A 21,772-nucleotide genomic window follows, 5' to 3' on the forward strand; every position below is an offset into this window, starting at 1 on the left:
GTCAGAACGTGTGTTAATCCTGTGGCATATCAAGTGCATATCCCCGGGCGCGGACAGTTCTGATCAGGTCTTTCTCATCCCCTGCGTTCAGCGTCTGCCGCAACCGTCTGATATGCACATCAACCGTGCGCAATTCCACACAGGAGCTGCGCTCCCATGCCTGTTCCAGCAATTCCTCGCGCGAGAACACCTGACCGGGATGCGTCATCAGGAATTCCAGCAATCTATACTCGGTCGGCCCCAAAGGCAGGAGCCGCCCGCTGCGTTCCACTTTATGGGCAACACGGTCTAGCACCAGCGTGTCAAACTTCAGCACGTTGCCGGAAGGCGGGAGCCGACGCAGCATGGCCTTGACCCGCGCAAAGAGTGTTTCCATGCCGAACGGCTTGATCAGATAATCGTCCGCGCCAATTTCCAACCCGCGTACGCTGTCCGTCTCCTGCCCGCGCGCGCTGAGCATGATGATGGGAATGGATTTTGTTTTTGGCTGTTCTCTCAACTGCCGACACACTTCCAGACCGGAAATCCCGGGAAGCATCCAGTCCAGCAGAATCAGATCAGGCGCACGGCGACTCACCTGATCAAGAGCAGTATGGCCATCCCCAGCCAGACGGACATCATAGCCCTGCTTTTCCAGATTATAGCAGATCAGCCGGGAGAGCGCCGGGTCATCCTCAACAACGAGAACGCTTGCATTGTTTGACATGAACACCCCATAGCGATTCGGGCGCAGGATAAGCCGGGAAACACGGGAAAAACAACCAGTGTCATAAAAATTACACATATCCGGGACCCGTGTTCCGAGGCTCTGACCGGATGTAACATTATTCTCTACAAAGGCTGGCGTTCTGGCTTATGAACCGCTTAGGAGCTGGGCCGGCAATTGTACCGGGTTCCCCCTCCCGAAACGTATTTTTCGCCCCCTCTGCCTCAAAAATGCAGACGCGGTTTGCTGTCATGCGCCTCCGCCATGAAACCTTTCACAACCGGGTTTCCCGCTCCTTCTCGGAACGCGGACTTTTAGAGCCGGGGATGCTGAAGGGATCTGCACAACGCTGAAAAACAAGATACAGCGGGAGCGTATTTACGCGCAGTATCCAGCCCTCGTCGTTTTTCAGGCTTTTAGGGGGTGAAATCATCACGGCCATGCAGCAGGCCCCATATACCCGCTGAACTTGGGTTTGCACGCATACGGAGAAATCTTATCTGTATTTTTCTGAGACTGTGCCGCCGCCGCTCCGATTACGCCTTAGAAAAACTTTTCGGCACGGCGACAGATTTCCTCTGTTTTCACGGGTAGGATGATAAGTGTCGTCAGACCCACAGCGCCTTGGTGGCAATAAAAAACCGCTGCATGACCCTTTTTTCAAAGGGCCACACAGCGGGTCAAACCACACTATTGAGTGGCGGATAGTTACTTAGTCTTCAAACGGGTCACGCATCAGGATGGTATCATCCCGATCTGGGCTGGTGGAGAGCAGCGTGACAGGTGCGCCGACCAGTTCTTCAATCCGGCGTACATATTTGATGGCCTGTGCCGGAAGGTCCGCCCAGCGCCGTGCGCCGTGCGTGGTTTCTTTCCAGCCTTCCATCGTTTCAAAAATCGGCTTGATGCGGGACTGAGCCGCCGGGGAGGACGGGAAACGGTCCGTCTTCTCACCGTCCAGTTCATACCCCACACAAATGCGGATTTCGTCAAAACCATCCAGCACGTCCAGTTTGGTGAGAGCCAGACCATTCACGCCACCAACGCGCACGGCATGACGCACCAGAATGGCATCAAACCAGCCACAGCGGCGCGGACGCCCCGTAACCGTGCCAAACTCATGGCCGCGCTCACCAATTTTGCGGCCAACATCATCAAAAAGTTCTGTCGGGAACGGCCCTTCCCCCACGCGGGTGCAATAGGCTTTGGCAATACCCAGCACAAACCCGGCGGCATTCGGCCCCATGCCAGACCCGGTGCCCGCATTGGCGGCGACCGTGTTGGAACTGGTGACGAACGGATAAGTGCCGTGGTCCACATCCAGCATGACAGCCTGCGCACCTTCAAACAGGATACGGCGACCGCCGCGACGGGCTTCATCCAGAATATCCCATGTCGGAGCCATAAACGGCAGAACCTTGGGCGCTATGTCGGTCAGGAAGGCCATCAGCTCTTCCTTTGTGAACGTCTCGGCACCCAGACCCGCCAGCAGCGTGTTATGGTGCAGCAGCAGTTCGTCCAGCTTCCAGTCCAGCGTTTCAGGCTCGGCCAGATCACACAAGCGGATGGCGCGGCGGGCCACCTTATCTTCATACGCCGGGCCAATGCCGCGGCCTGTGGTGCCAATCTTGCGGTCCCCACGAGCGGCTTCACGCGCGCGGTCCAGCGCGCCATGCACCGGCAGGATCAGGGGCGCGTTTTCCGCAATTTTCAGGGTGTCCGGCGTGACTGTCAGCCCCTGTTCCTGAATACGGCCAATTTCCGCCAGCAGAGCCTGCGGGTCCACCACCACGCCGTTGCCAATAATGCCCAGCTTGCCGCTGACAACACCGGAGGGCAGCAGCGAAAGCTTGTAGACCTGATTACCCACCACCAGCGTGTGCCCGGCATTGTGGCCACCCTGAAAGCGCACAACAATGTCTGCCCGGCTGGCCAGCCAGTCTACAATCTTACCTTTGCCTTCATCGCCCCACTGGGCGCCGATCACCGTGACGTTGGACATAAAACGCTCTGCTCCTGGAAAATCTACCTGAAAAATCCTGCCAAAAAGGCCTGCAGCAGGCCTCTGGCATAGAGGGTCAGTCAAGCTTTGTGCATGTTGCACCGGAAAGAAGAAAACCGCACTCCAGACGCAGCGCCTCGGCCCGGTTATGCTCCGGGTCTGTGCCGTGAGACGGGCCGGACGGCAGGGCACCCAGCGTGGCATACCCTTCTGCCCGCAGTCGGGCGGCCACCTGTTGGTCTGCATCCGGGGCGAGATAAACCCGTGGGCGGGGGGCCGCTGCCGGAATGGTGCGAAACAGCACATCCGGCCGGAAGGTCACGCCGCAAGCGGGTTCATTATCACTGGAAAGATAGCGCCCGCCACGGCCGAGCTCTTCAGCACGGCCTACGGCAAACACCGTAACGCACACGCCGGTATGATATTTCCAGCCCCGGAATTCCACCGGATCAACCGTCAGCCGCAAGTCCGGGTTGGTTTTGCGCAGGGCTTTGACGGTGGCCGCCAGCCGCTCACTAAAGACGCGGGCGCGTGGCGGCAGGCTGATATGGGCAAGTTGCTCAAGCGCCTGATCCGCTGGTCCGGTGGCACGCAGCAGGGCAATCAGTGTTTCCGCAGCAGCGCCCCCCAATTCGGCCACGGCGGCGGCATCCTTACGGTCCAGTGCGCGCATCAGCACGGGGCGTACGGAAGCGGAAATTCCGGCTTCTTCCAGCAAAGCTGGAACCAGCGGGGGCATGGTGAGGTCAAACGAGACATCCGGCACACCCAGCAGGGCCAGCGCCTCCGCCCCGACGGAAATCACTTCCGCATCCGCCTGCGGGCTGTCCGGGCCGATTAGCTCAATACCCGCCTGCATGATCTGCCGCCCGCTTTCCTCAGCCGCAGCGGGCACCACCACCACACACGCGCCAGCATAGGACACGCGCAGGGGCCGCGCCGCCGCGCCAAGACGAGTCGCGGCCATGCGGGCAATCTGGGGCGTAATATCGGGCCGCAGGACCATCATCTTGCGGGTATCCGGGTCCATGACACGGAAGCTCTGATCCGCCAGAGTCGCGCCGGAGCCCGCCAGTAATGTCTCTTCAAACTCCATGAGCGGCGGCCGCACACGGTCATACCCGTGCGAGGCGAACACACCCATAAGGGTTGCAACCCCTTCTGCCTCGGTCCGGGCATCGGGGGTCAGAAGGTCTACAAAGCCAGCCGGGAGCAGAGCCGGGCTAAAGGGCGGGTCATCCGTCATGTTTCGGCCTATAGCACCGCAGGGCGCGCCCGTCATGCCTGCACGCCTGCACTTTTTTAACGCAACTCACCCCTGTGGGACGCCGGGCAGCGTCTCCCACCCCGGCCCGATGACCGTAATCACCCTCCGGCCCATGCCATCAGCCCGCAGGACAATGATATTCCGGTCTTCCAGCCATTCCACCAGACGGCGGGCACGGCCTTGGGAGGCGGTGCCGTAAACACGTGCAATTTCGGCATCAGACGGGCACGGCTGGCGGGCAATGGCGGCACGCGCCAGAAACAGAAAAACGGATTGCAGGTCTTCGGGCAGGGCGTTGGCCAGATCTTCCGCCTGCTGCCAGTCCGATGAGGCCGACATGTCCTCACTCACACCGCTGCGGGCTGTCGCTAAAGCACGGTTGAAAGCCTTGAGGTCCAGCGCGTTTCGGCCCAACCCGGCAATACGGCAGCGCACCAGAAAATCCTGATACAGCACGGCCGGGGCGCGGAAAGAGGTTTCATCATCCGCCAGCATGTCGCGCAAAATAGCGTTCATGCGGGCTTCCCGCTCAGCCTGATCTTCCGGCGCTTCCTCCTGCGATGGCTCGTCCTGCATGGCCGTGGCCTGAGCCTCTCCATGGGCGGCTAGCTGTGTCAGCAGGTCTGGCTGTGGCGCGGCGGGCGCTTTTCTGGGCCGGGCGAAGGTTTCCGCCAGAGGCACAGGGGCCAGAATCAGATCATGCACGGGGGCGGAGGCTGGCTCAAACGGCGTCAGCACCGGACCGGCGGAACGACTTTCCGTCTCCACCACGCCAATCCGCACCGGCATAGGTCTGCGGCTCAGGGCCGGGCCAAGGGCCACGAACGTGCCCCGCGCCAGATCCCGGAACGCTTCCGCCTGACGGCGCTCCATGCCTAGAAGGTCCGCCGCGCGGGCCATGTCGATATCCAGAAAGGTGCGGCCCATGAGGAAATTGGAGGCTTCCGCCGCCACGTTCTTCGCCAGCTTGGCCAGACGCTGGGTGGCGATAATGCCTGCAAGGCCGCGCTTGCGACCACGGCACATCAGGTTGGTCATGGCCCCAAGCGAGGCGCGGCGCGCTTCATCCGAGACCTCACCCGCCGCCGCCGGGGCAAAAAGCTGGGCCTCATCCACCACCACCAGCACGGGGTACCAATACTCCCGCGGGGCCTCGAACATACCGCCCAGAAAAGCCGCCGCCCACTTCATCTGCTGGTCCGCATCCAGACCTTCCAGATTAAGCACAACAGAGGCGCGGTGCATCCGCATCCGCTCTCCGGCAGCATGGAGTGCCATTTCCGAGCACTCCGCGCCATCAATCACCAGATGGCCGAATTTTTCCGCCAGACTGACAAAATCACCTTCCGGGTCAATAATGGCCTGCTGCACCGTACGCGCCGACTGCTCCAGCAAGCGCCGTAGTAAATGGGATTTACCAGACCCGGAATTGCCCTGCACCAGAAGGCGGGTGGCCAGAAGTTCGGCAAGGTCCATCTGTGCCGGGCCACCCCCCGGCACATCACCCATCACGATCATATTGCTGCTCATAGGGGCATCCGATACCGCTCCGGATGGGTCTCCCGCAACCATGCAAGCGCCCCCTGCGCAGCGCCTCGCCCGGTTGCGAGACATGCGTGCAGTAGATAGCCGCCGGTCGGGGCCTCCCAGTCCAGCATTTCTCCCGCAGCAAAAACACCGGGTAACGCACGCAGCATCAACCGGGAATCACACGCATCCTGCGCAATCCCTCCGGCTGTGGAGATGGCGCGGGCCAGAGGCTCCGCACCAGTCAGACGCACAGGCAGGGCCTTCAACCGGGCCGCCAGAGCGGGCATGGATGTCGGTACAGGTCCGGCCTCCCGCAGCAGCGCCACAGCGACCGGCGGAAGGCGAAGGGCTTTGCGCAGTTTGTTGGACAGGCTTTCTCTCGGGCGCACAGCCGCCAGCCGTTTTGTCAGATCATCCACCGAAAGATCAGGCCGCAGGTCACACGAAAGGTCCGCCGCGCCATGCTGCGCCAGATGCTCCCGCAAAGGGGCCGACAGAGCGTAGAGCGCGCCGCCTTCCAGTCCAGAGTTTGTCACCACCAGTTCCCCGCGCACGGTCAGGCCGCCGAAGGTCAGAGCCACCGGCTTGAGCGGTGTTCCGGCAAACCGCTCCCGGACCGCGTCTGACCAGTCAACCTGAAACCCACAGTTCGCGGGACGCAGCGCCGAGACAGCAACACCCTTCTGTTCCAGCAGGGAAACCCAGCCGCCATCACTCCCCAGACGCGGCCAGCTTGCCCCGCCGAGGGCAAGAATGACGGCATCCGGTGCGGTGCATAACGGAATATCAGCCGCGTCACGCTGCTCTTGCAAAAATGTCAGGCGCCCTGCCGCATCCCAGCCCATCCAGCGGGCACGAGGATGGAGTGTGACGCCCTGCGCACGCAACCGCGCCAGCCATGCCCGCAGCAGAGGAGACGCCTTCATGGCACGGGGAAAAATACGACCGGATGAGCCGACAAAACTCTCCTGCCCCAGTGCCTCCATCCAGTGCTGGATATCCTCCGTTGTCCATGCGGCCAGAAAGGACGCAAGCCACGGTGTGGCCTGCGCATAGCGGGTCAGGAATTTTTCTGCGGGTTCGGAGTGGGTAATATTCAGCCCGCCACGCCCGGCCATCAGCAATTTCCGGCCAAGGCTTGGCATGGCGTCCACAACCTGCACAGCGCAGCCTGTGGCAGACAGCACCTCGGCGGCGGCCAGTCCGGCTGGCCCGCCGCCGATCACAACAACACGAAACGGATGCGTCATGCCTGCGGGGCTGAACCGGAAACGGGCAGATAGGAAAAAAGACAGGTCATCCCGCCTTTTTCTCCCCGGTTTTGCCCTTGGCGCGCACAGCGGCCGCCAACGCTTTGATCTGTTCCAGCACATGTGGCAGGGTCTGGTCCGTCGCACGGCCCTCCGCATCCAGCGTATCCGCCAGCGTGGAGAGCAGTGCGGAGGCCACTACAGCCCCGTCCGCAATATGTGCTGCCGTGGCGGCCTGTTCCGGCGTGCGGATGCCAAAGCCAATGGCAATCGGCAGGTCCGTCGCGGCACGGAGGCGCGGAAGAACCGCCTGCAAATCATCAGCGCTTGCGGTGCGGGTGCCGGTAATGCCGGTAATGCTGACATAATAAACAAAGCCGGACGCATGGGAGAGCACATACCGCAGGCGCTCGTCCGACGTGGTGGGGGCCACCAGACGAATGATATCAAGACCCGCATCCTGTGCGGGCTGTTCCAGAATATCGGCTTCTTCCGGTGGCAGATCGACCAGAATTAGACCGTCCACACCTGCTTTAGCGGCATCCGTGCAGAAGCGGGCGTGGCCATAGGCTTCCACAGGGTTGAGGTAGCCCATCAGGATGATAGGCGTTTCCTGATCCTGCTCACGGAAGGCCGCAATCATTTTCAGCACACCCGCCAGAGTAGCCCCGGCCTTCAGCCCACGGCGAGCCGCAAGCTGGATCACCGGACCATCGGCGGAGGGATCGGAAAACGGCATTCCGACTTCAATCAGGTCCGCCCCGGCAGCGGGCATGGCCTTCAGCAGCGCCAGAGAGGTGTCCAGATCCGGGTCAAACGCTTCCAGATACGGGATCAGCGCGCCACGACCCTGTGCGGCCAGTGCTTTGAAACGGGCGGCAATACGGCTCACAGCTTCACTCCCAGATGCTCGGCAACAGTGAAAATATCTTTATCGCCCCGACCGGAGATATTGACGACCAGCAGGGTTTCCTTTGGCAGGGTGGGCGCGATCTTGGCGGCGTAGGCAATGGCGTGGGCAGATTCCAGTGCTGGAATAATACCCTCCGTGCGGGTGCACAGCTCAAAGGCTTTCAGAGCCTCATCATCCGTAGCGCCGACATACTCCGCGCGCCCAATATCACTCAGCCAAGAATGCTCCGGCCCGACACCCGGATAATCCAGACCGGCGCTGATGGAATGGGCCTCATCAATCTGCCCATCCGCATTTTGCAGCAGATAAGTGCGGTTTCCATGCAGCACACCGGGGCGGCCACGCTCAATAGAGGCCGCCGTTTTGCCGCTATCGAGACCACAGCCTGCTGCTTCCACCCCGATCAAGCGCACGGAGGCATCATCCAGAAACGGATGGAAAATCCCCATGGCGTTGGAGCCCCCGCCAATGGCGGCCACAATCACATCCGGCAGGCGACCTTCCTGCGCCTGCATCTGCTCCTTCGTTTCCTCACCAATCACGCTCTGAAAATCGCGCACCATGGCCGGATATGGATGCGGACCCGCCACAGTGCCCACCAGAAAATAGGTGTCTGCGATATTGGCCACCCAGTCGCGCATGGCTTCATTCATGGCATCTTTGAGGGTTCCGGCTCCGGCGGTTACGGGCACCACCTCCGCCCCCAGCAGACGCATACGGAACACGTTGGGCTTCTGCCGCTCAACGTCTGTCGCCCCCATGTAAATCACGCATTTCAGGCCAAATAGCGCGCAGACCGTGGCGGTCGCCACCCCATGCTGCCCGGCCCCTGTTTCCGCAACAATCCGGGTGCGACCCATGCGGCGGGCCAGAAGAATCTGCCCCATGACGTTATTGAGCTTGTGGGAGCCGGTATGGTTCAGCTCTTCGCGCTTCATGTAAATTTTGGCGCCACCAAGTTCTTCCGTCATACGGCGGGCAAACCAGAGGGGGCTGGGGCGGCCGACATAGTCTCGCAGATAGAAATCCAGCTCTTTATGGAACGCGGAATCTGCTTTGGCGGTCTCATACGCCTTATCCAATTCCAGCAGCAGGGGCATGAGGGTTTCCGCAACAAAACGGCCACCATAGCGCCCGCCAAAATGGCCGCGCTCATCCGGCCCGTTCCGGAGAGAATTGGGCTGAGTTGCTGCCGCGCGGTGCTGTGCTGCCGGATCTGCCATGGGTGGTTCTACCGCTCCTGATTTCTGCGTACGATGTCGGGGCACGATGCCGAAGTGCGATGCCGGGGCCGCCCTACCCCAAAAACAGACTTCTGGCTTACCAGAAGCCGCAAGCTCTTGCCCAGAGGCCGGTTCACAAAAAACAGACGGAGGCACCGTTACAAGAAGGGGCCTTTGCTTCAAGCAAGATGCACTGAGCTGATAGAGAGCAAACACCCGCCGAAAGTCGCTATACGGCTATTCTGGACTGTCACTTGTCACTGTCGTGCCGGTCTGGTCATATCTGCGGTGCCCGCGCTGCGGGAGCGCATTAGAATGACACGATAAGACCGCCCTAGGAGATGTCCATGTTTCTGGCCCACAAGCCCGGTGCCCCTGCACGGGCCATTGAAAGTGAGGCCGATGCGGAAGGTGTTGCATGGATTGACCTGCTAAACCCCTCGCAGGAGGAGCAGGATCTGGCGGCCCGTATCTGTGGCCAGCCACTCCCCACACTGGATGACCTTAACGAGATTGAAAGCTCCTCACGCATCAGCGTGCGTAATGGCGCGGCGTTTCTCTCCACCCCCCTGCTCAAAAAAACAGGGCTGGAGTTTGAGGCATTTCCGGTTGGTTTTGTGCTCACCGCAGAACGGCTGATTACCATCCGGTACCAGCCCTACCCGTCTTTTGAAAATGTGGCGCAGCTTGTTGCTGAACATATCCTGCCCCCCGCACCTGCCGCGACCCCCGCACCCAGCACAGTTGTGACACCCCACCAGAAAGAGACCTCCACCCCGGACACAGAGGCTCCCCCGCAAACACTGGTGGCTGCTGCCATTGGCCCCGGTGAAGTGCTGGTGGCTCTGATTGAAACCATTGTAGACCGGCTGGCCGATATTCTGGAAAGCGTTGGCATGTTGTTGGACAAACTGTCCCGCGACATTTTCAAGCGGCGACAAAACGCACCCGCCGTACGGAGCATTGCCGCATGGCAGCGGGAATTGCTGGAACGTGTTGGCAGTTCGGGTGACCTATGCTCCCGTGTGCGGGATACATTGCTGGGCCTGGAGCGCATCACGATTTTTCTGAGTGAAAGTAAAAAGGACGGCATGGCCCCCGCCTCTGGCCTGCCTGTTTCCGCCCGGCATTTTGATGCAGGCGTGACGACACTCCCGACGGCAAACGCGCCCTACGCGCTGTCCGGCGCACTTCGCTCCCGCATGGCCACAGCCAACCGGGATCTGGCCTCCCTGAGTGACTATGTTTCTCAGGCAGCCAGCAAGGTCGAATTTCTGCTGGATGCGACGTTAGGCTTTATCAGCATTGAGCAGAATGGCATGATGAAGGTGCTCACCGTTGTCAGCTTCATCGGCGTGGCACCCACCCTGATTGCCGGGGTTTATGGGATGAATTTCAAGGACATTCCGGAACTTAGCTGGTCCTTCGGCTATTGGTATTCACTCGGACTTATGGTCGCATCCGTCGCCTTACCGCTGCTGTGGTTCTGGCGCAAAGGATGGCTTGGAGGCATTAAATGACGCACCGCACACAGTTTCTCCGCACTCCCCAAGTGCTCGTAAGCCGCTCGGTAAAAATCATGCGCCGTGCACTAGCAGTCGGGATTGCCTGCCTTATGGGACTGGTTGGCAGTCAGAACAGTTGGGCCGCCTCCAAACCCGCACCTGTACCCGATCAGACTGCCTATCAGACGCTCTTCAACCAACTGAGTGCGGAACCACTGCGCTACGGTGGCCTTGTCTCTGCGCGGAACAACCGCATTCTGGTTGGGCTGCACCCCACTGGACCGGGCACTGTGGCTGGCGAGATGATGCGACTGGATTCCGCCATGCGCCCGCTGGATGCCGGGCCGATAACCGGCACGTTGACACCGCCGACATCAACTCAGCTAAGCCACTGCCACCTGAAGGTAACTCTGTCCGACCGGGATATTCTGCTGGATGGCCCGTGTTCGGGCAATCTGCTCTCCGGCGTGCTCACCTCCCACCCCAAGCCGAGCCAACTATGGTCTCAGGTTACAAACTTCATCTCGCCTGATACCTCGGTTTCTCAGTATTGGCTTAGCCGGGACACGTGGCAGGCGGCCATCACACCCAGCCTCGCCCACTAACGCTTGTCAAAGTCTGGCGCTCTGTCACAGTCCGGCGCTCTGTCAAAGTCTGGTTGACGAACCAGACTTACGGATTTATTCTCCGCCTCCAGAACTGGCTGACTTCACCTGTCCAGTCCTTCCCCCTCTGTCAGGATCATCCTGCTATCCGGGCCGCTGTGGCGCACATATGCTGTGTCACCCCGTGTTTCCGGGCTTTGCGCAAGACTGGTTCGGACCCTCCCCTTTGTAAACTATTTGCCAGTCAGGGCATTCCTAAATGCATCTTGCGGAACTCAAGGCCAAGTCTCCGGCCGATCTTCTGGCCTGTGCCGAAGACCTGAATATCGAAAACGCATCGTCCCTGCGCAAGCAGGATATGATGTTCGCCATTCTCAAGGCGCTGGCCGATAATGACCAGGCGATCTATGGTGATGGCACCCTCGAGATCCTGCATGACGGGTTCGGCTACCTCCGCTCTCCCGAATCAAACTACCTCCCCGGTCCGGATGATATTTATATCTCCCCCGTTCAGGTGCGCCGCTTTGCCCTGCGGACGGGTGATACGGTTGAAGGGCAGATCCGCGCCCCGCGGGACGGAGAACGCTATTTTTCCCTGCTGAAAATCAACACCATCAATTTTGAAGCCCCGGAAGCCGTCCGGCATCGCATCAACTTTGATAACCTCACACCGCTCTACCCAGAGCGCCGCCTGCAGATGGAAGTGGAAAGCGCTGCCCCGCCGGTAAGTGACGCCAAGGGCAAAAAGGGCAAGAGCACACAGGATTTCACGCCCCGCGTGATTGATCTGGTCGCGCCCATCGGCATGGGCCAGCGCGCCCTGATTGTCGCCCCGCCCCGCACCGGTAAGACGGTCATGCTGCAAAGCATTGCCTCCTCCATTTCCGCCAACCATCCAGAATGCTTCCTGATCGTGCTGCTGATTGACGAGCGCCCGGAAGAAGTGACGGACATGGCCCGCTCCGTGCGGGGTGAAGTGATTTCCTCCACCTTTGATGAACCCGCCCACCGCCACGTGCAGGTGACGGAAATGGTGTTGGAAAAAGCCAAGCGTCTGGTGGAACACAAGCGCGATGTGGTGATCCTGCTGGACTCCATCACCCGTCTGGCCCGCGCCTACAACACGGTTGTGCCGTCATCCGGCAAGGTGCTGACCGGTGGTGTGGATGCCAACGCCCTCCAGCGCCCCAAGCGCTTCTTTGGTGCGGCCCGTAACATTGAAGAAGGCGGCTCTCTGACCATTATCGCCACGGCGCTGATTGATACCGGCAGCCGCATGGATGAAGTGATTTTTGAAGAGTTCAAGGGCACGGGCAACTCCGAACTGATCCTTGACCGTAAACTGGCTGACAAGCGCACCTTCCCCGCGATTGACATCACCAAGAGCGGCACGCGTAAGGAAGAAATGCTGGTGGACCGCGCCACCCTGTCCAAAATGTGGGTGCTGCGCCGTATTCTGGCCCCCATGGGCACGATGGATGCCATGGACTTCCTGCTGGACAAGCTTAAATACAGCAAATCCAACAATGATTTCTTCGAGGCCATGAACAACTAAACGTCTGGTCCCGGACGCGTTATCAGACCCCGCACTGGCGGCTGCCTTCAGCCTGCTGCTGCGGGGTCTTTTTTCTGGATTGTCAGCACAATGCTGCCATCCTCTTCCGTCTGTTCAGCCAACACAGCGTGGCCTAATGCCAGCACGGACCGGCGGACATTCCGGTGTGGTTCCTCCCCCCGCAACCGCACGGCCAGCAGACGCCCTGCCTCCAACACGTCCAACGCCAGACGAGTGCGCACAAATGTCATAGGGCATTTTTCATGGGTAATATCGAGCCCGAACGGCGCAGCATCCGATGGCTCTGGTGCCGGAATTGCTGACGGGTCTTTTGTATTTTGCATAAACCATCCTCATCACACCCACCGGGCCAACGGCAGAAATCATTTGAAATCAGACCTTAAAAAACCTGCGCGTCTGTGTAAAATTGGACAACCCTCTCCCTTTTCGGCTACCAGATGTTTCATGCATGCAGGTGGTAACAAGCAGGATTTGCGCCCTTGAAGTCACAGTCGACAGAATCGCGGATTGCGCAGCTGTGCGTTGAACATGGCCTGAAAATGACGGGACAGCGCCGTGTTATTGCACGTGTTCTGTCGGACGCGGATGACCATCCGGATGTGGAAGAACTCTACCGCCGCGCCACCGCGCTGGATTCCCGCATCTCCGTTGCCACTGTGTACCGCACCGTGCGCCTGCTGGAAGAAAAAGGGATTCTGGAGCGCCGAGATTTCGGCGGAGGCCGCGCACGCTATGAAGCCACAGAAAACGGCCGCCACCATTATCATCTGATTGATGTTGATAATGGGAAGGTGATTGAGTTTGAAGACCCGGAACATGAAGAGCTGATGCGGCGCGTGGCGGAACGGCTGGGGTTTGACTTTGTTTCCATGCGGCTGGAACTGTTTGGCAAAAAACGCCCGCAGCCCGAGCAGGCTGGCAAAACCGCGCAGCCGCCCAAACGTAAAGGAGCTGCCTCATGAGCGCCGCCCAGCGCCCCTCTGACCTCCCTTCTGGCTCCCTCTCCACGTTGGAACTGGACCGCACGAGTTTTCCTGAACTCCGCGGCGGCAATCTGAGCGTCCGTATTGCTTCGACCGATGCTGAGCGCGATGCCGCACAGGCTCTGCGCTACCGCGTATTTTATGAAGAAATGGGGGCGCACCCGGACGCGGAAACCCTGCGCCTGAAGCGCGATATTGACGAATTTGACGCCGTAGCAGACCATCTGCTGGTGATTGACCACGCCATTGCGTCCGACGCGCGCGGTGTAGTGGGCACCTATCGGCTCGTGCAGGGGGATGCAGCGGCCAAGATCGGTCATTTCTATTCCGCAAGCGAATACGATATTTCACCCCTGACGGACTTTCCCGGACGCCTGCTGGAAGTCGGTCGCTCCTGCGTGGATAAGAACTATCGTGGCCGGGCGGCCATGCAGCTTCTGTGGCGCGGCATTGCCTCCTACATCTTCCTGCACCGTATTGATGTGCTGTTTGGCTGTGCCAGTCTGCAAGGCACTAATCCGGACGCCATGGGGGACCAACTCACCTATCTGTACCACAACCACCTCGCGCCTCCAGCTTTGCGCGTAAAAGCCCTTCCCGAGCGGCGCGTGGACATGCTGCGCGTGGACCCGCATTCCATTGATGTGCGCAAAACGCTGGCCAAACTGCCACCGCTTATTAAAGGCTATCTGCGGCTAGGCGGTTATGTGGGCGATGGTGCTGTGATTGATGCCCAGTTCAACACAACAGACGTCGCTGTGCTGGTGAAAAGTGAACTACTGGCTGACAAATATTATCGCCACTATGAACGCCGCCTGCGCGATGCGCTCGACTAAGCTGTTTTTTCCACGCGTAGCTTGCCCCTCGTGCTGAGCCGTCTGGCGTTCTGGCGGACCTCTCTGCCAAAAATACCGGCAAGCGATCCAGACCCGCAGCAAAGCCCAAAAAGCAGAGCGCGTCAGGCGGGCCTCATGCTGGGGATGGGCGCGCTTTCGGCGCTGGCTCTTCCGCCGGTCCATTGCCTGCCTATCCTCCTCCTTACCTTTCCTATTTTGGGCTGCGCGCTCAATACGGCACCAAACTGGAAAAAAGCAGCTTGGGCCGGAGCGCTATTCGGGTTCGGATTTTACGCTGCCAATCTCTACTGGTTGGTCAATGCGGTGATGATCCGCGCGGAAGAGTTCTGGTGGTTTGTGCCCTTTCCCTCTTTGGGCTGCGCGCTCATTCTGGCCCCCATGGTTGCGGCCCCCGCAGCCTTGAGCCGTCTGGCTCCTGCCGGGCCGCGACGACTTCTGGCGTTTGCCGGGAGTTGGACGCTCTTCGATATGGGGCGTGTGTTTCTGTTCAGCGGATTTACGTGGAACCCCCTTGGTAGCGCTCTGGCGATTCCCGGCACAGTTGGAGACGTGCTCATTCAGCCCGCCGCATGGATTGGCGTGGATGGGCTGACCCTTTTTGTTGTGCTGGGCGCTCTGTTTGGTGGCGCGGCACTACAGGATGCCATCCGCGCCAGAACTGATCACCCATGCCGGTTTTTCCCTCACCGGGTTGACCGCCTGCGCATTGCAGCGTGTTTCGTCGCAGTTATCGGTATCAGCTTGGCAGCGAGTATGATCCGGCTGCACAGCGTGCATCCTGTCGGCGAGCCCGGCCCCATTGCCGTGCTGGTGCAAGGCAATGTGCCGGAGACGGAAAAAGTCGGGCACCTGAACCCGCGTGATATTTTTACCCGTTACCTGCACCTGACAGCAGACGGTGTTCTTCAGGCCCACAAGCTGCAACCACGCTCCGATTTTCCGGACGCCGTGACGCGGCCTATCGTCTTTTTATGGCCGGAAACATCTTTCCCCGGTTCCACACTGTTGCAGGACAGCCCGCGCGCGCGCCGCATGATTATGAACTGGGCACCGGGTGCAGATGCCGGATTTATTGGGGCTCTGCGCGTTGATGAGGATGGGCGCTACCGGAATTCCGTTCTGGCACTCGCCCCTGATGGCGATATTACCGCTATTTACGACAAAGCCCGGCTGGTTCCGTTTGGTGAATATCAACCGCCCTTCATTCCGTTGCAAATTGTCCCTCAAGGCGGCATGGCAGCAGGACCCGGTGCACAGACATGGCATGTGCCGGGCCTCCCACCCGTGGGGCCACTGGTCTGTTATGAGGTTATTTTCTCCGGTCTGACAGTCAATGGGCATGACCGCCCACGCTGGCTGGCCAACGTGACAAACGATGGCTGGTTTGGGAACAGCGCAGGGCCACGTCAGCACCTTTCCTCGGTCAGGCTGCGTGCTGTGGAAGAAGGGCTTCCTATCGCGCGCGCCGCCAATACCGGCATTTCCATTGCATATGATGGGTTCGGGCATGAACTCGCCCGCCTTGGGTGGGGAAAGACCGGCACCCTTGTTGTGTCACTACCCGCAGCCTTGCCCGCGCCCCTGTTTGCACAATATGGCCGCACCCTACCAGCTCTTCTGAGTCTTGCTGTTTTTCTGGCTGCCTTTATCCGTCCGCGCCGCAAATCTGAAAAAACAGGCCGATAAAGCAAATTACTCTTTTCCGTTTAAAGACGTTTATTGGCCGAAATGACACCATGAGATGTTTTAATTTCAAATTAATCTTTTATAGTATTATGTAATAATATCCCCACAAAAGTAATGTTATATTTATTTTAATGTTTTTTATAATCTTCATTTTTAAACATCATGATTCTTCACAATTTTTAAAAATAAAGCCTCATCCTGCTTTGGGAAACTTAACGAATGGTTTATAAACCTTGGTGCTTTGGTGTATAAAATAGCCCCTCCTCTGACGAGAAACGTCGTGATAGAAACAGCCTCCCTCTTACCTACTAACAAATCTTCCAACCCTCGGGCCGGTTCTGTTGATATGCACGTTGGGCGTCGTATTCGGCTCAGGCGTACGCTCTTAGGGCTCTCGCAGGAAAAACTGGGGGAAGCCCTCGGTATTACATTTCAACAGGTGCAGAAATATGAACGGGGAGCCAATCGAGTAGGAGCTTCCCGCCTTTATGATCTGGCATCCGCTCTGGATGTGCCAATCAGCTTTTTCTTTGATGATATGCCAACTTTTGGGAAAGCACCGGACCATAAAACTCAGTCGGCTCCCTCTGGTGGCTTTGCACAAAACCGCAAGCCATTTGAAACGCCTTTTCAGACCGGGACAGCCTCTGTGTTTTCAGATCAGGAAGCGTCCCTGTTCTCCCGCAAGGAAACAATTGAGCTGATCCGGGCTTATTATCGTATTCCTGATCCGGTAGTACGGAAACGCGTTCTGGAGTTGGTGCGCTCCATGGCACCCGCCCCGGACGAAGATACATCGCCCTAAAAACAAAAAGGGACGACCACAGTCGTCCCCCTGTTAATGGAGATCAGAATTCCTGATCGCCACCCCAGTCACCACCGGCGTCTCCGCCCCAATCACTGCTTCCGGCGTCAAAGCCCGGATCAGCCGAAGTCCCGGCCCCGGCAAATGGGTCAGCCCCCGCACCGTCTCCATAATTGTTATTGATAATGGTTTCACCCGGCTGGCCAGCGCCCCATCCGGCATCTGCTCCACCGCCGTGATGACCGCTGAACAGATCCGTCAGAGCATTGGCTGCCAGCATCCCACCAGCAACACCCGTTGCGGTTGAAAGAGCGGTGCCAAGAAAACCCGTGCCACTCCGGAACATGCCGGGCTGCGCCCCATAAGGCAGCGGCTGTGGCTGATACTGCGGGGCTGCCGCCGGACGACCATCCCAGCCCGGAGGAGCGGCCTGCTGCGACTGAGGCTGTGCGCCACGCTGACCGCCCCCAAACAGACCACCCAGAAACCCACCGCCACCAGCGGGAGCCTGCTGTGCCTGTGACTGCGCCTGTTGCACCGCCTGCTGGGCTTGCTGAAGCTGGAACTGAAGTTGCTGGATGCGGTTCTGTGCTTCTACCAGCGCCATTTCCTGCACGACCGCCATCTGCGTAATGCGGTAGCGGGCTTCCGGGTATTGTTGGAATTCCTGCGCCAGAAATCTGTCTGCTTCCGGGTCTACCGGCGGCAGACTAGGCTGTGTGCTGGGCACACTCCCAAAGCCGGACTGGGACGCACCGCCCACTCTGGCTACAAATTTCGCAATGAGGTCACGTTCCTCGTTGGTCATCTCTCTTTATCCCTGCCTGTGGCATATGCTGCCAGCGTGATGCACTATACACACCGTTACCGCCCTACTCTGTCCAAGATGTGGCGAGGCGGCAAGAGCGTTGCAAGAGGCGAACGGCTGGGAGTTTCATGCCTTCTCTTCCTGAATGCCTCGTGCCCCTGTATGGTAGATGCGCCGTGCGCTGTACGCGCACATTCTAACTGCCACATTGACTGTCATACTGCGGAGTTTCACCCTGACCATGGACCCGGCGTCTCCCCGCCCTACCGAGCGGCCTCTCTCCTTTCAGGACCTGATCCTGACCCTGCACCAGTTCTGGTCAAAACAGGGGTGCGCCATTCTCCAGCCCTATGATCAGGAAATTGGTGCGGGCACGCTCTCCCCCCACACCACGCTGCGCGCGCTGGGCAGCACGCCATGGAAGGCCGCCTATGTGCAGCCCTGCCGCCGCCCGTCTGATGGCCGTTATGGTGAAAACCCAAACCGGCTCCAGCATTATTACCAGTATCAGGTTTTGCTGAAGCCCACCCCGGAAGAAAGCCAGAAACTGCTGCTGGACAGCTACCGCGCCATCGGGATTGACCCGAACCGGCATGATATCCGCTTTGTGGAAGATGACTGGGAAAACCCGACCATCGGCGCGTGGGGTCTGGGCTGGGAAGTCTGGTGTGACGGCATGGAAGTCACCCAGTTCACCTATTTCCAGCAGGTTGGCGGCATTCCCGTGGTTCTGCCCTCCACGGAGCTGACCTACGGACTGGAACGTCTGGCTATGTATGTGCAGGGCGTCGAGAACGTTTATGACCTCGATTACAACGGTACCGGCCTGACCTACGGGGATGTCTTCCTGCGCGCTGAACAGGATTATTCCCGGCACAATTTTGAACTGGCGGATACGGACCTGCTGTTCCGCCATTTTGCCGATGCGGAAAAAGAAAGTGTGGCACTGGCGGAAGCCGGTGTGGCCCAGCCTGCCTATGACCAGTGCCTAAAGGCCAGCCATCTGTTCAATCTGCTGGATGCGCGCGGCGTGATCAGCGTGAGTGAACGCGCGTCTTATATTGGCCGTGTGCGGACGCTGGCGAAATTATGCTGTGAGACATGGCTGGCTGGCGAGGACAAATAAGATCATGCCCGAACTGCTGATAGAACTTTTTTCAGAAGAAATCCCCGCCCGCATGCAGCAGCAGGCCGGTGAGACCCTGCTGCGCCTGCTGTCTGACGCACTGGCTCCGCTGAACCCGAAAGATGCTGTGGCCTATACCGGCCCGCGCCGTATTGCGGCCTCCTGCACGCTGGACGCTAGTGTGCCCGGCCGCACCGTGTCTGAACGCGGCCCGCGTGAAGGCGCGCCGGAAAAGGCTCTGGAAGGCTTTACCCGCAAACATGGCGTGACACAGGATGCCCTGACCTTGCAAAACGGCTTCTGGGTGCTGGAGCGGGACGAACCCGCCCTCAGCGCCAAAGCCCATCTTGCCACCATCATGCCGGACCTGCTGCGCCGCTTCCCGTGGCCCAAATCCATGCGCTGGGGACAGGGCAGCGCCTTTACGTGGGTGCGCCCGCTGCGCCGTATCCTGTGCCTTCTGGATGGTGAGACGGTGCCGTTCTCTCTGGCTCTTTCCGGGACGCAGGGTGACGACAATGGCCACCACCTTCAGTCCGGCAACCAGACGGAAGGTCATCGCTTCCTCTCCCCCGGTGCTGTGGCTGTCAGCAGCGTTGCAGACTGGCAGGACACGCTGAAAACCCGCCATGTGCAAGTGCATGCGGCAGACCGCCGGGAAGCCATTGTGAAGGGTCTGACGGCTCTTGCGACCGCGGAAGGTCTGGCCCTTGTGCCGGATACGGGGCTGGTGGATGAGGTGGCCGGACTGGTGGAATGGCCGGTGCCGTTCCTCGGCCGGATTGATGAAAAATACATGGATCTGCCCGCCGAGGTGATGCAGGTCTCCATGCGCGTCAACCAGCGTTACTTCGCCCTGCGGAACGGTGATGGCTCCGCAGCACCGCGCTTTGCCTTTGTAGCCAATATTGTCCCGGCGGATGACGGCACGCTGATTGTGACCGGCAATGAGCGCGTGCTCCGCGCCCGCTTTGCCGATGCCCGCCACTTCTGGGATCTGGACCGCAAGCAGACCCTAGCCTCCCGCCTCGGTGCGCTGGATGCCATTACCTTCCACGCAAAGCTTGGCAGTCAGGGAGAACGCACACGCCGCATGGTGCGGCTGGCCGGACTGATTGCGCCTATGATTGGGGCGTCCAAAGCCGAGTGCGAACGTGCGGCGGAACTGAGCAAAACCGATCTGACGACCGGCATGGTCGGGGAATTCCCGGAACTGCAGGGCGTGATGGGCGGCTATTACGCGCAGCATGACGGAGAGGCTCCGGCTGTCTGTCAGGCCATTACCGAGCAGTATATGCCGCGTAGCCCCGGTGATACGGTGCCGACAGCTCCGGTTTCCATCGTGCTGGGGCTGGCCGACCGCTTTGATATGCTGGCTGCATTTTTTGCCGCAGGTGAAAAGCCATCTGGTTCAGGTGATCCGTTTGGCTTGCGTCGCGCAGCACTTGGCATTATCCGCCTGATCCGTGAAAACAGCCTGCGTCTGGATCTGGTCAAGCTGTTCCTGCTGGCTGCGGAAGCCTTGCCAGAGTCCTTGCGGGATGCACCCGATCTGGCTCTCCTGCCGCAGTTTATGGCGGAGCGTCTGCGCGTCCAGTTACGCTCGGAAGGGGCACGGTATGACTGTCTAGCCGCCATTTCCACCGGCAATACCGACACGGACATCACCCGCCTTCTGGCCCGCGCGCAGGCGCTGGAAACCATGCTGGAAACGGAGGACGGCAAGAACCTTCTGGCCGCTACCCGCCGCGCCGCCAACATCCTGCGGATTGAAGACCGCAAGGATGGCCCGCATGAGGGCGCGCCGGATGCCACCTTGTTTGCCCAGCCCGAAGAACAGGCTCTGGCCGCAACGCTGGACCGCGTTGAACCCGCGGTGGAAAAGGCGTTTGCAGAAGAACGCTTTACCGACGCCATGCGCGAGGCCGCCAGCCTGCGCGCACCGCTGGACCAGTTCTTTGAAGCAGTGACGGTAAACGCACCCGAGGCTCCCCTGCGCCTCAACCGTCTGCGGTTGCTGGCTCGTCTGGGACGGATGATGCGTCTGATTGCGGATTTCAGCCAGATTGAAGGGTAAGTCCTTTTTCCTGCTTCTGCTGTAAGCAAAAAAGGGAGAGAGAGCAGTCCGCTTTGTCTCCCTTTTTATGAAAATTCTTTTCTTTCTGATGAATTTTTTAGATTTCTAATGCCTATTGTTCTTAGCTTAACCGGGTACCATCAGCCACAGGCTGCTCCAGAGCCGCCAGCACAACGCCCTCTTCCGTTTCAAACCCTGAAAGCAGGAACTGAGAGCGAAACGGGCCAATCTGTTTTTCTGGAAAATTGATAATCCCGATAATCTGCCGCCCGATCAGGGCGTCTGGCGTATAAAGCTGTGTGACCTGCGCGCTGGTTTTAAGAACGCCATAGGGTCCAAAATCTGCCCAGATTTTATAAGCAGGCTTCCGCGCTTCCGGGAACGGTTCTACACGCTGAATAGTGCCTGTCACCATCATGATTTTTTCAAAATCTGACCAGACAATCCGCTCCATAAACACCGCTCCTGCTCTTTCCTGACGCACGCGCATGCTCACTTCCAGCACGCACAAAAAAAGCGTGTGACCGGCAAAGGGCCACACGCTTTCCTATTTTAAACACTCTCGTATAACAAAAGGCTACCCACACATTTTCTCAAAAATAGTGAGCAGACTCTAAACTACACACGCGGGCGGCCAAAGAAGAAGCTCACTACCAGCAGCACGACAAAAACAAACAGCAGGATTTTAGCAATACCTGCAAAGCTTGATGCTGCCCCGCCAAACCCGAACAGCGAAGCAATCAACGCCAGAATCAGAAAGGTCAGAACCCACCGTAAAATAGCCATCTCATCTCTCCATCAAGACCATAGCAGTTTCTCCGGAAAAACATCCGGCTTTGTGCTTCTCCGGTCT

The 21,772-nt window shown here is 59.2% G+C and carries 20 protein-coding genes; 9 read left to right on the top strand and 11 right to left on the bottom strand.

Annotation, left to right across the window (positions count from 1 at the left end; genetic code table 11):
- Window positions 1-13 precede the first annotated feature (13 nt).
- The 7 genes from phoB to trpB all read right to left on the bottom strand — a co-directional run bounded on the left by phoB (window position 14) and on the right by trpB (window position 8,891).
- Complete coding sequence (gene phoB / locus AD949_RS05660; protein WP_048835026.1) at window positions 14-706, bottom strand: phosphate regulon transcriptional regulator PhoB; 693 nt, start codon at window positions 704-706, stop codon at window positions 14-16.
- 712 nt (window positions 707-1,418) lie between these two features.
- The gene (locus tag AD949_RS05665; RefSeq protein WP_048834987.1) at window positions 1,419-2,708 is read right to left on the bottom strand and encodes an adenylosuccinate synthase; all 1,290 of its coding nucleotides are present in this window, start codon (window positions 2,706-2,708) and stop codon (window positions 1,419-1,421) included.
- A 76-nt stretch (window positions 2,709-2,784) separates the two neighbouring features.
- The gene (locus AD949_RS05670) at window positions 2,785-3,990 is read right to left on the bottom strand and encodes an ATP phosphoribosyltransferase regulatory subunit (protein WP_082064603.1); all 1,206 of its coding nucleotides are present in this window, start codon (window positions 3,988-3,990) and stop codon (window positions 2,785-2,787) included.
- A gap of 30 nt (window positions 3,991-4,020) precedes the next feature.
- The gene (locus AD949_RS05675; protein WP_048834988.1) at window positions 4,021-5,505 is read right to left on the bottom strand and encodes an ATP-binding protein; all 1,485 of its coding nucleotides are present in this window, start codon (window positions 5,503-5,505) and stop codon (window positions 4,021-4,023) included.
- Window positions 5,502-6,755, bottom strand: a complete 1,254-nt coding sequence (locus AD949_RS05680; RefSeq protein ID WP_048834989.1) for a TIGR03862 family flavoprotein — start codon at window positions 6,753-6,755, stop codon at window positions 5,502-5,504. The genes AD949_RS05675 and AD949_RS05680 overlap by 4 nt, the downstream gene beginning before the upstream one ends.
- 46 nt (window positions 6,756-6,801) lie before the next feature.
- A complete protein-coding gene (gene trpA, locus AD949_RS05685) occupies window positions 6,802-7,647 on the bottom strand; it encodes a tryptophan synthase subunit alpha (RefSeq protein WP_048834990.1) in 846 nt (281 codons plus the stop codon).
- Window positions 7,644-8,891: a tryptophan synthase subunit beta gene (trpB, locus tag AD949_RS05690; protein WP_048834991.1), complete on the bottom strand. Its 1,248-nt coding sequence runs from the start codon at window positions 8,889-8,891 to the stop codon at window positions 7,644-7,646. The genes trpA and trpB overlap by 4 nt, the downstream gene beginning before the upstream one ends.
- 347 nt (window positions 8,892-9,238) lie before the next feature.
- On the opposite strand from trpB, the gene AD949_RS05695 reads away from it, so the two are divergent.
- The 3 genes from AD949_RS05695 to rho all read left to right on the top strand — a co-directional run bounded on the left by AD949_RS05695 (window position 9,239) and on the right by rho (window position 12,556).
- Window positions 9,239-10,411, top strand: coding sequence for a magnesium transporter CorA family protein (locus tag AD949_RS05695; protein ID WP_048835028.1), 1,173 nt, complete (start codon window positions 9,239-9,241; stop codon window positions 10,409-10,411).
- Window positions 10,408-11,001, top strand: a complete 594-nt coding sequence (locus AD949_RS05700; protein ID WP_048834992.1) for a hypothetical protein — start codon at window positions 10,408-10,410, stop codon at window positions 10,999-11,001. Before AD949_RS05695 ends, AD949_RS05700 begins: the two co-directional genes overlap by 4 nt.
- Before the next feature lie 259 nt (window positions 11,002-11,260).
- Window positions 11,261-12,556 carry a transcription termination factor Rho gene (rho, locus tag AD949_RS05705; RefSeq protein WP_048834993.1) on the top strand — a complete coding sequence of 432 codons (1,296 nt, stop codon included), beginning with the start codon at window positions 11,261-11,263 and terminating at the stop codon, window positions 12,554-12,556.
- A 47-nt stretch (window positions 12,557-12,603) separates the two neighbouring features.
- Here the strand turns inward: rho and AD949_RS05710 are convergent, their stop codons facing one another.
- Entirely contained in the window at window positions 12,604-12,900 is a 297-nt protein-coding gene (locus AD949_RS05710; RefSeq protein ID WP_082064604.1) for a sulfurtransferase TusA family protein, read from the bottom strand.
- 216 nt (window positions 12,901-13,116) lie between these two features.
- Between AD949_RS05710 and AD949_RS05715 the strand changes: the two genes are divergently transcribed.
- The 4 genes from AD949_RS05715 (at window position 13,117) to AD949_RS05730 (ending at window position 16,908) form a co-directional block, all read left to right on the top strand.
- Window positions 13,117-13,539: a Fur family transcriptional regulator gene (locus AD949_RS05715; RefSeq protein ID WP_096430487.1), complete on the top strand. Its 423-nt coding sequence runs from the start codon at window positions 13,117-13,119 to the stop codon at window positions 13,537-13,539.
- Window positions 13,536-14,396 carry a GNAT family N-acetyltransferase gene (locus tag AD949_RS05720; RefSeq protein ID WP_048834995.1) on the top strand — a complete coding sequence of 287 codons (861 nt, stop codon included), beginning with the start codon at window positions 13,536-13,538 and terminating at the stop codon, window positions 14,394-14,396. The genes AD949_RS05715 and AD949_RS05720 overlap by 4 nt, the downstream gene beginning before the upstream one ends.
- Before the next feature lie 135 nt (window positions 14,397-14,531).
- On the top strand, window positions 14,532-16,103 hold the full coding sequence (gene lnt / locus AD949_RS05725) for an apolipoprotein N-acyltransferase (protein ID WP_082064605.1): 1,572 nt from the start codon (window positions 14,532-14,534) through the stop codon (window positions 16,101-16,103).
- 346 nt (window positions 16,104-16,449) lie between these two features.
- On the top strand, window positions 16,450-16,908 hold the full coding sequence (locus tag AD949_RS05730; protein WP_048834996.1) for a helix-turn-helix domain-containing protein: 459 nt from the start codon (window positions 16,450-16,452) through the stop codon (window positions 16,906-16,908).
- Between the two features lie 43 nt (window positions 16,909-16,951).
- Here AD949_RS05730 and AD949_RS05735 read toward each other — a convergent pair whose 3' ends face one another.
- The gene (locus AD949_RS05735) at window positions 16,952-17,716 is read right to left on the bottom strand and encodes a DUF2076 domain-containing protein (protein ID WP_048834997.1); all 765 of its coding nucleotides are present in this window, start codon (window positions 17,714-17,716) and stop codon (window positions 16,952-16,954) included.
- 241 nt (window positions 17,717-17,957) lie between these two features.
- Here AD949_RS05735 and AD949_RS05740 point away from each other — a divergent pair, with 241 nt between their 5' ends.
- Together AD949_RS05740 and glyS are read left to right on the top strand one after the other, a co-directional pair.
- The gene (locus AD949_RS05740; protein WP_048835031.1) at window positions 17,958-18,842 is read left to right on the top strand and encodes a glycine--tRNA ligase subunit alpha; all 885 of its coding nucleotides are present in this window, start codon (window positions 17,958-17,960) and stop codon (window positions 18,840-18,842) included.
- 4 nt (window positions 18,843-18,846) lie between these two features.
- Window positions 18,847-20,919, top strand: coding sequence for a glycine--tRNA ligase subunit beta (glyS, locus tag AD949_RS05745; protein ID WP_048834998.1), 2,073 nt, complete (start codon window positions 18,847-18,849; stop codon window positions 20,917-20,919).
- A 121-nt stretch (window positions 20,920-21,040) separates the two neighbouring features.
- On the opposite strand, the gene AD949_RS05750 is transcribed toward glyS, so the two are convergent.
- Window positions 21,041-21,409 (bottom strand): tRNA-binding protein, encoded by a 369-nt coding sequence (locus tag AD949_RS05750; RefSeq protein WP_244463286.1) that lies wholly within the window; start codon window positions 21,407-21,409, stop codon window positions 21,041-21,043.
- 128 nt (window positions 21,410-21,537) lie between these two features.
- Window positions 21,538-21,705, bottom strand: coding sequence for a DUF1328 domain-containing protein (locus tag AD949_RS13730; RefSeq protein WP_048834999.1), 168 nt, complete (start codon window positions 21,703-21,705; stop codon window positions 21,538-21,540).
- Window positions 21,706-21,772: the final 67 nt, after the last annotated feature.

The sequence above is a fragment of the Acetobacter orleanensis genome, from assembly GCF_001581005.1.
Taxonomy (GTDB): domain Bacteria; phylum Pseudomonadota; class Alphaproteobacteria; order Acetobacterales; family Acetobacteraceae; genus Acetobacter; species Acetobacter orleanensis.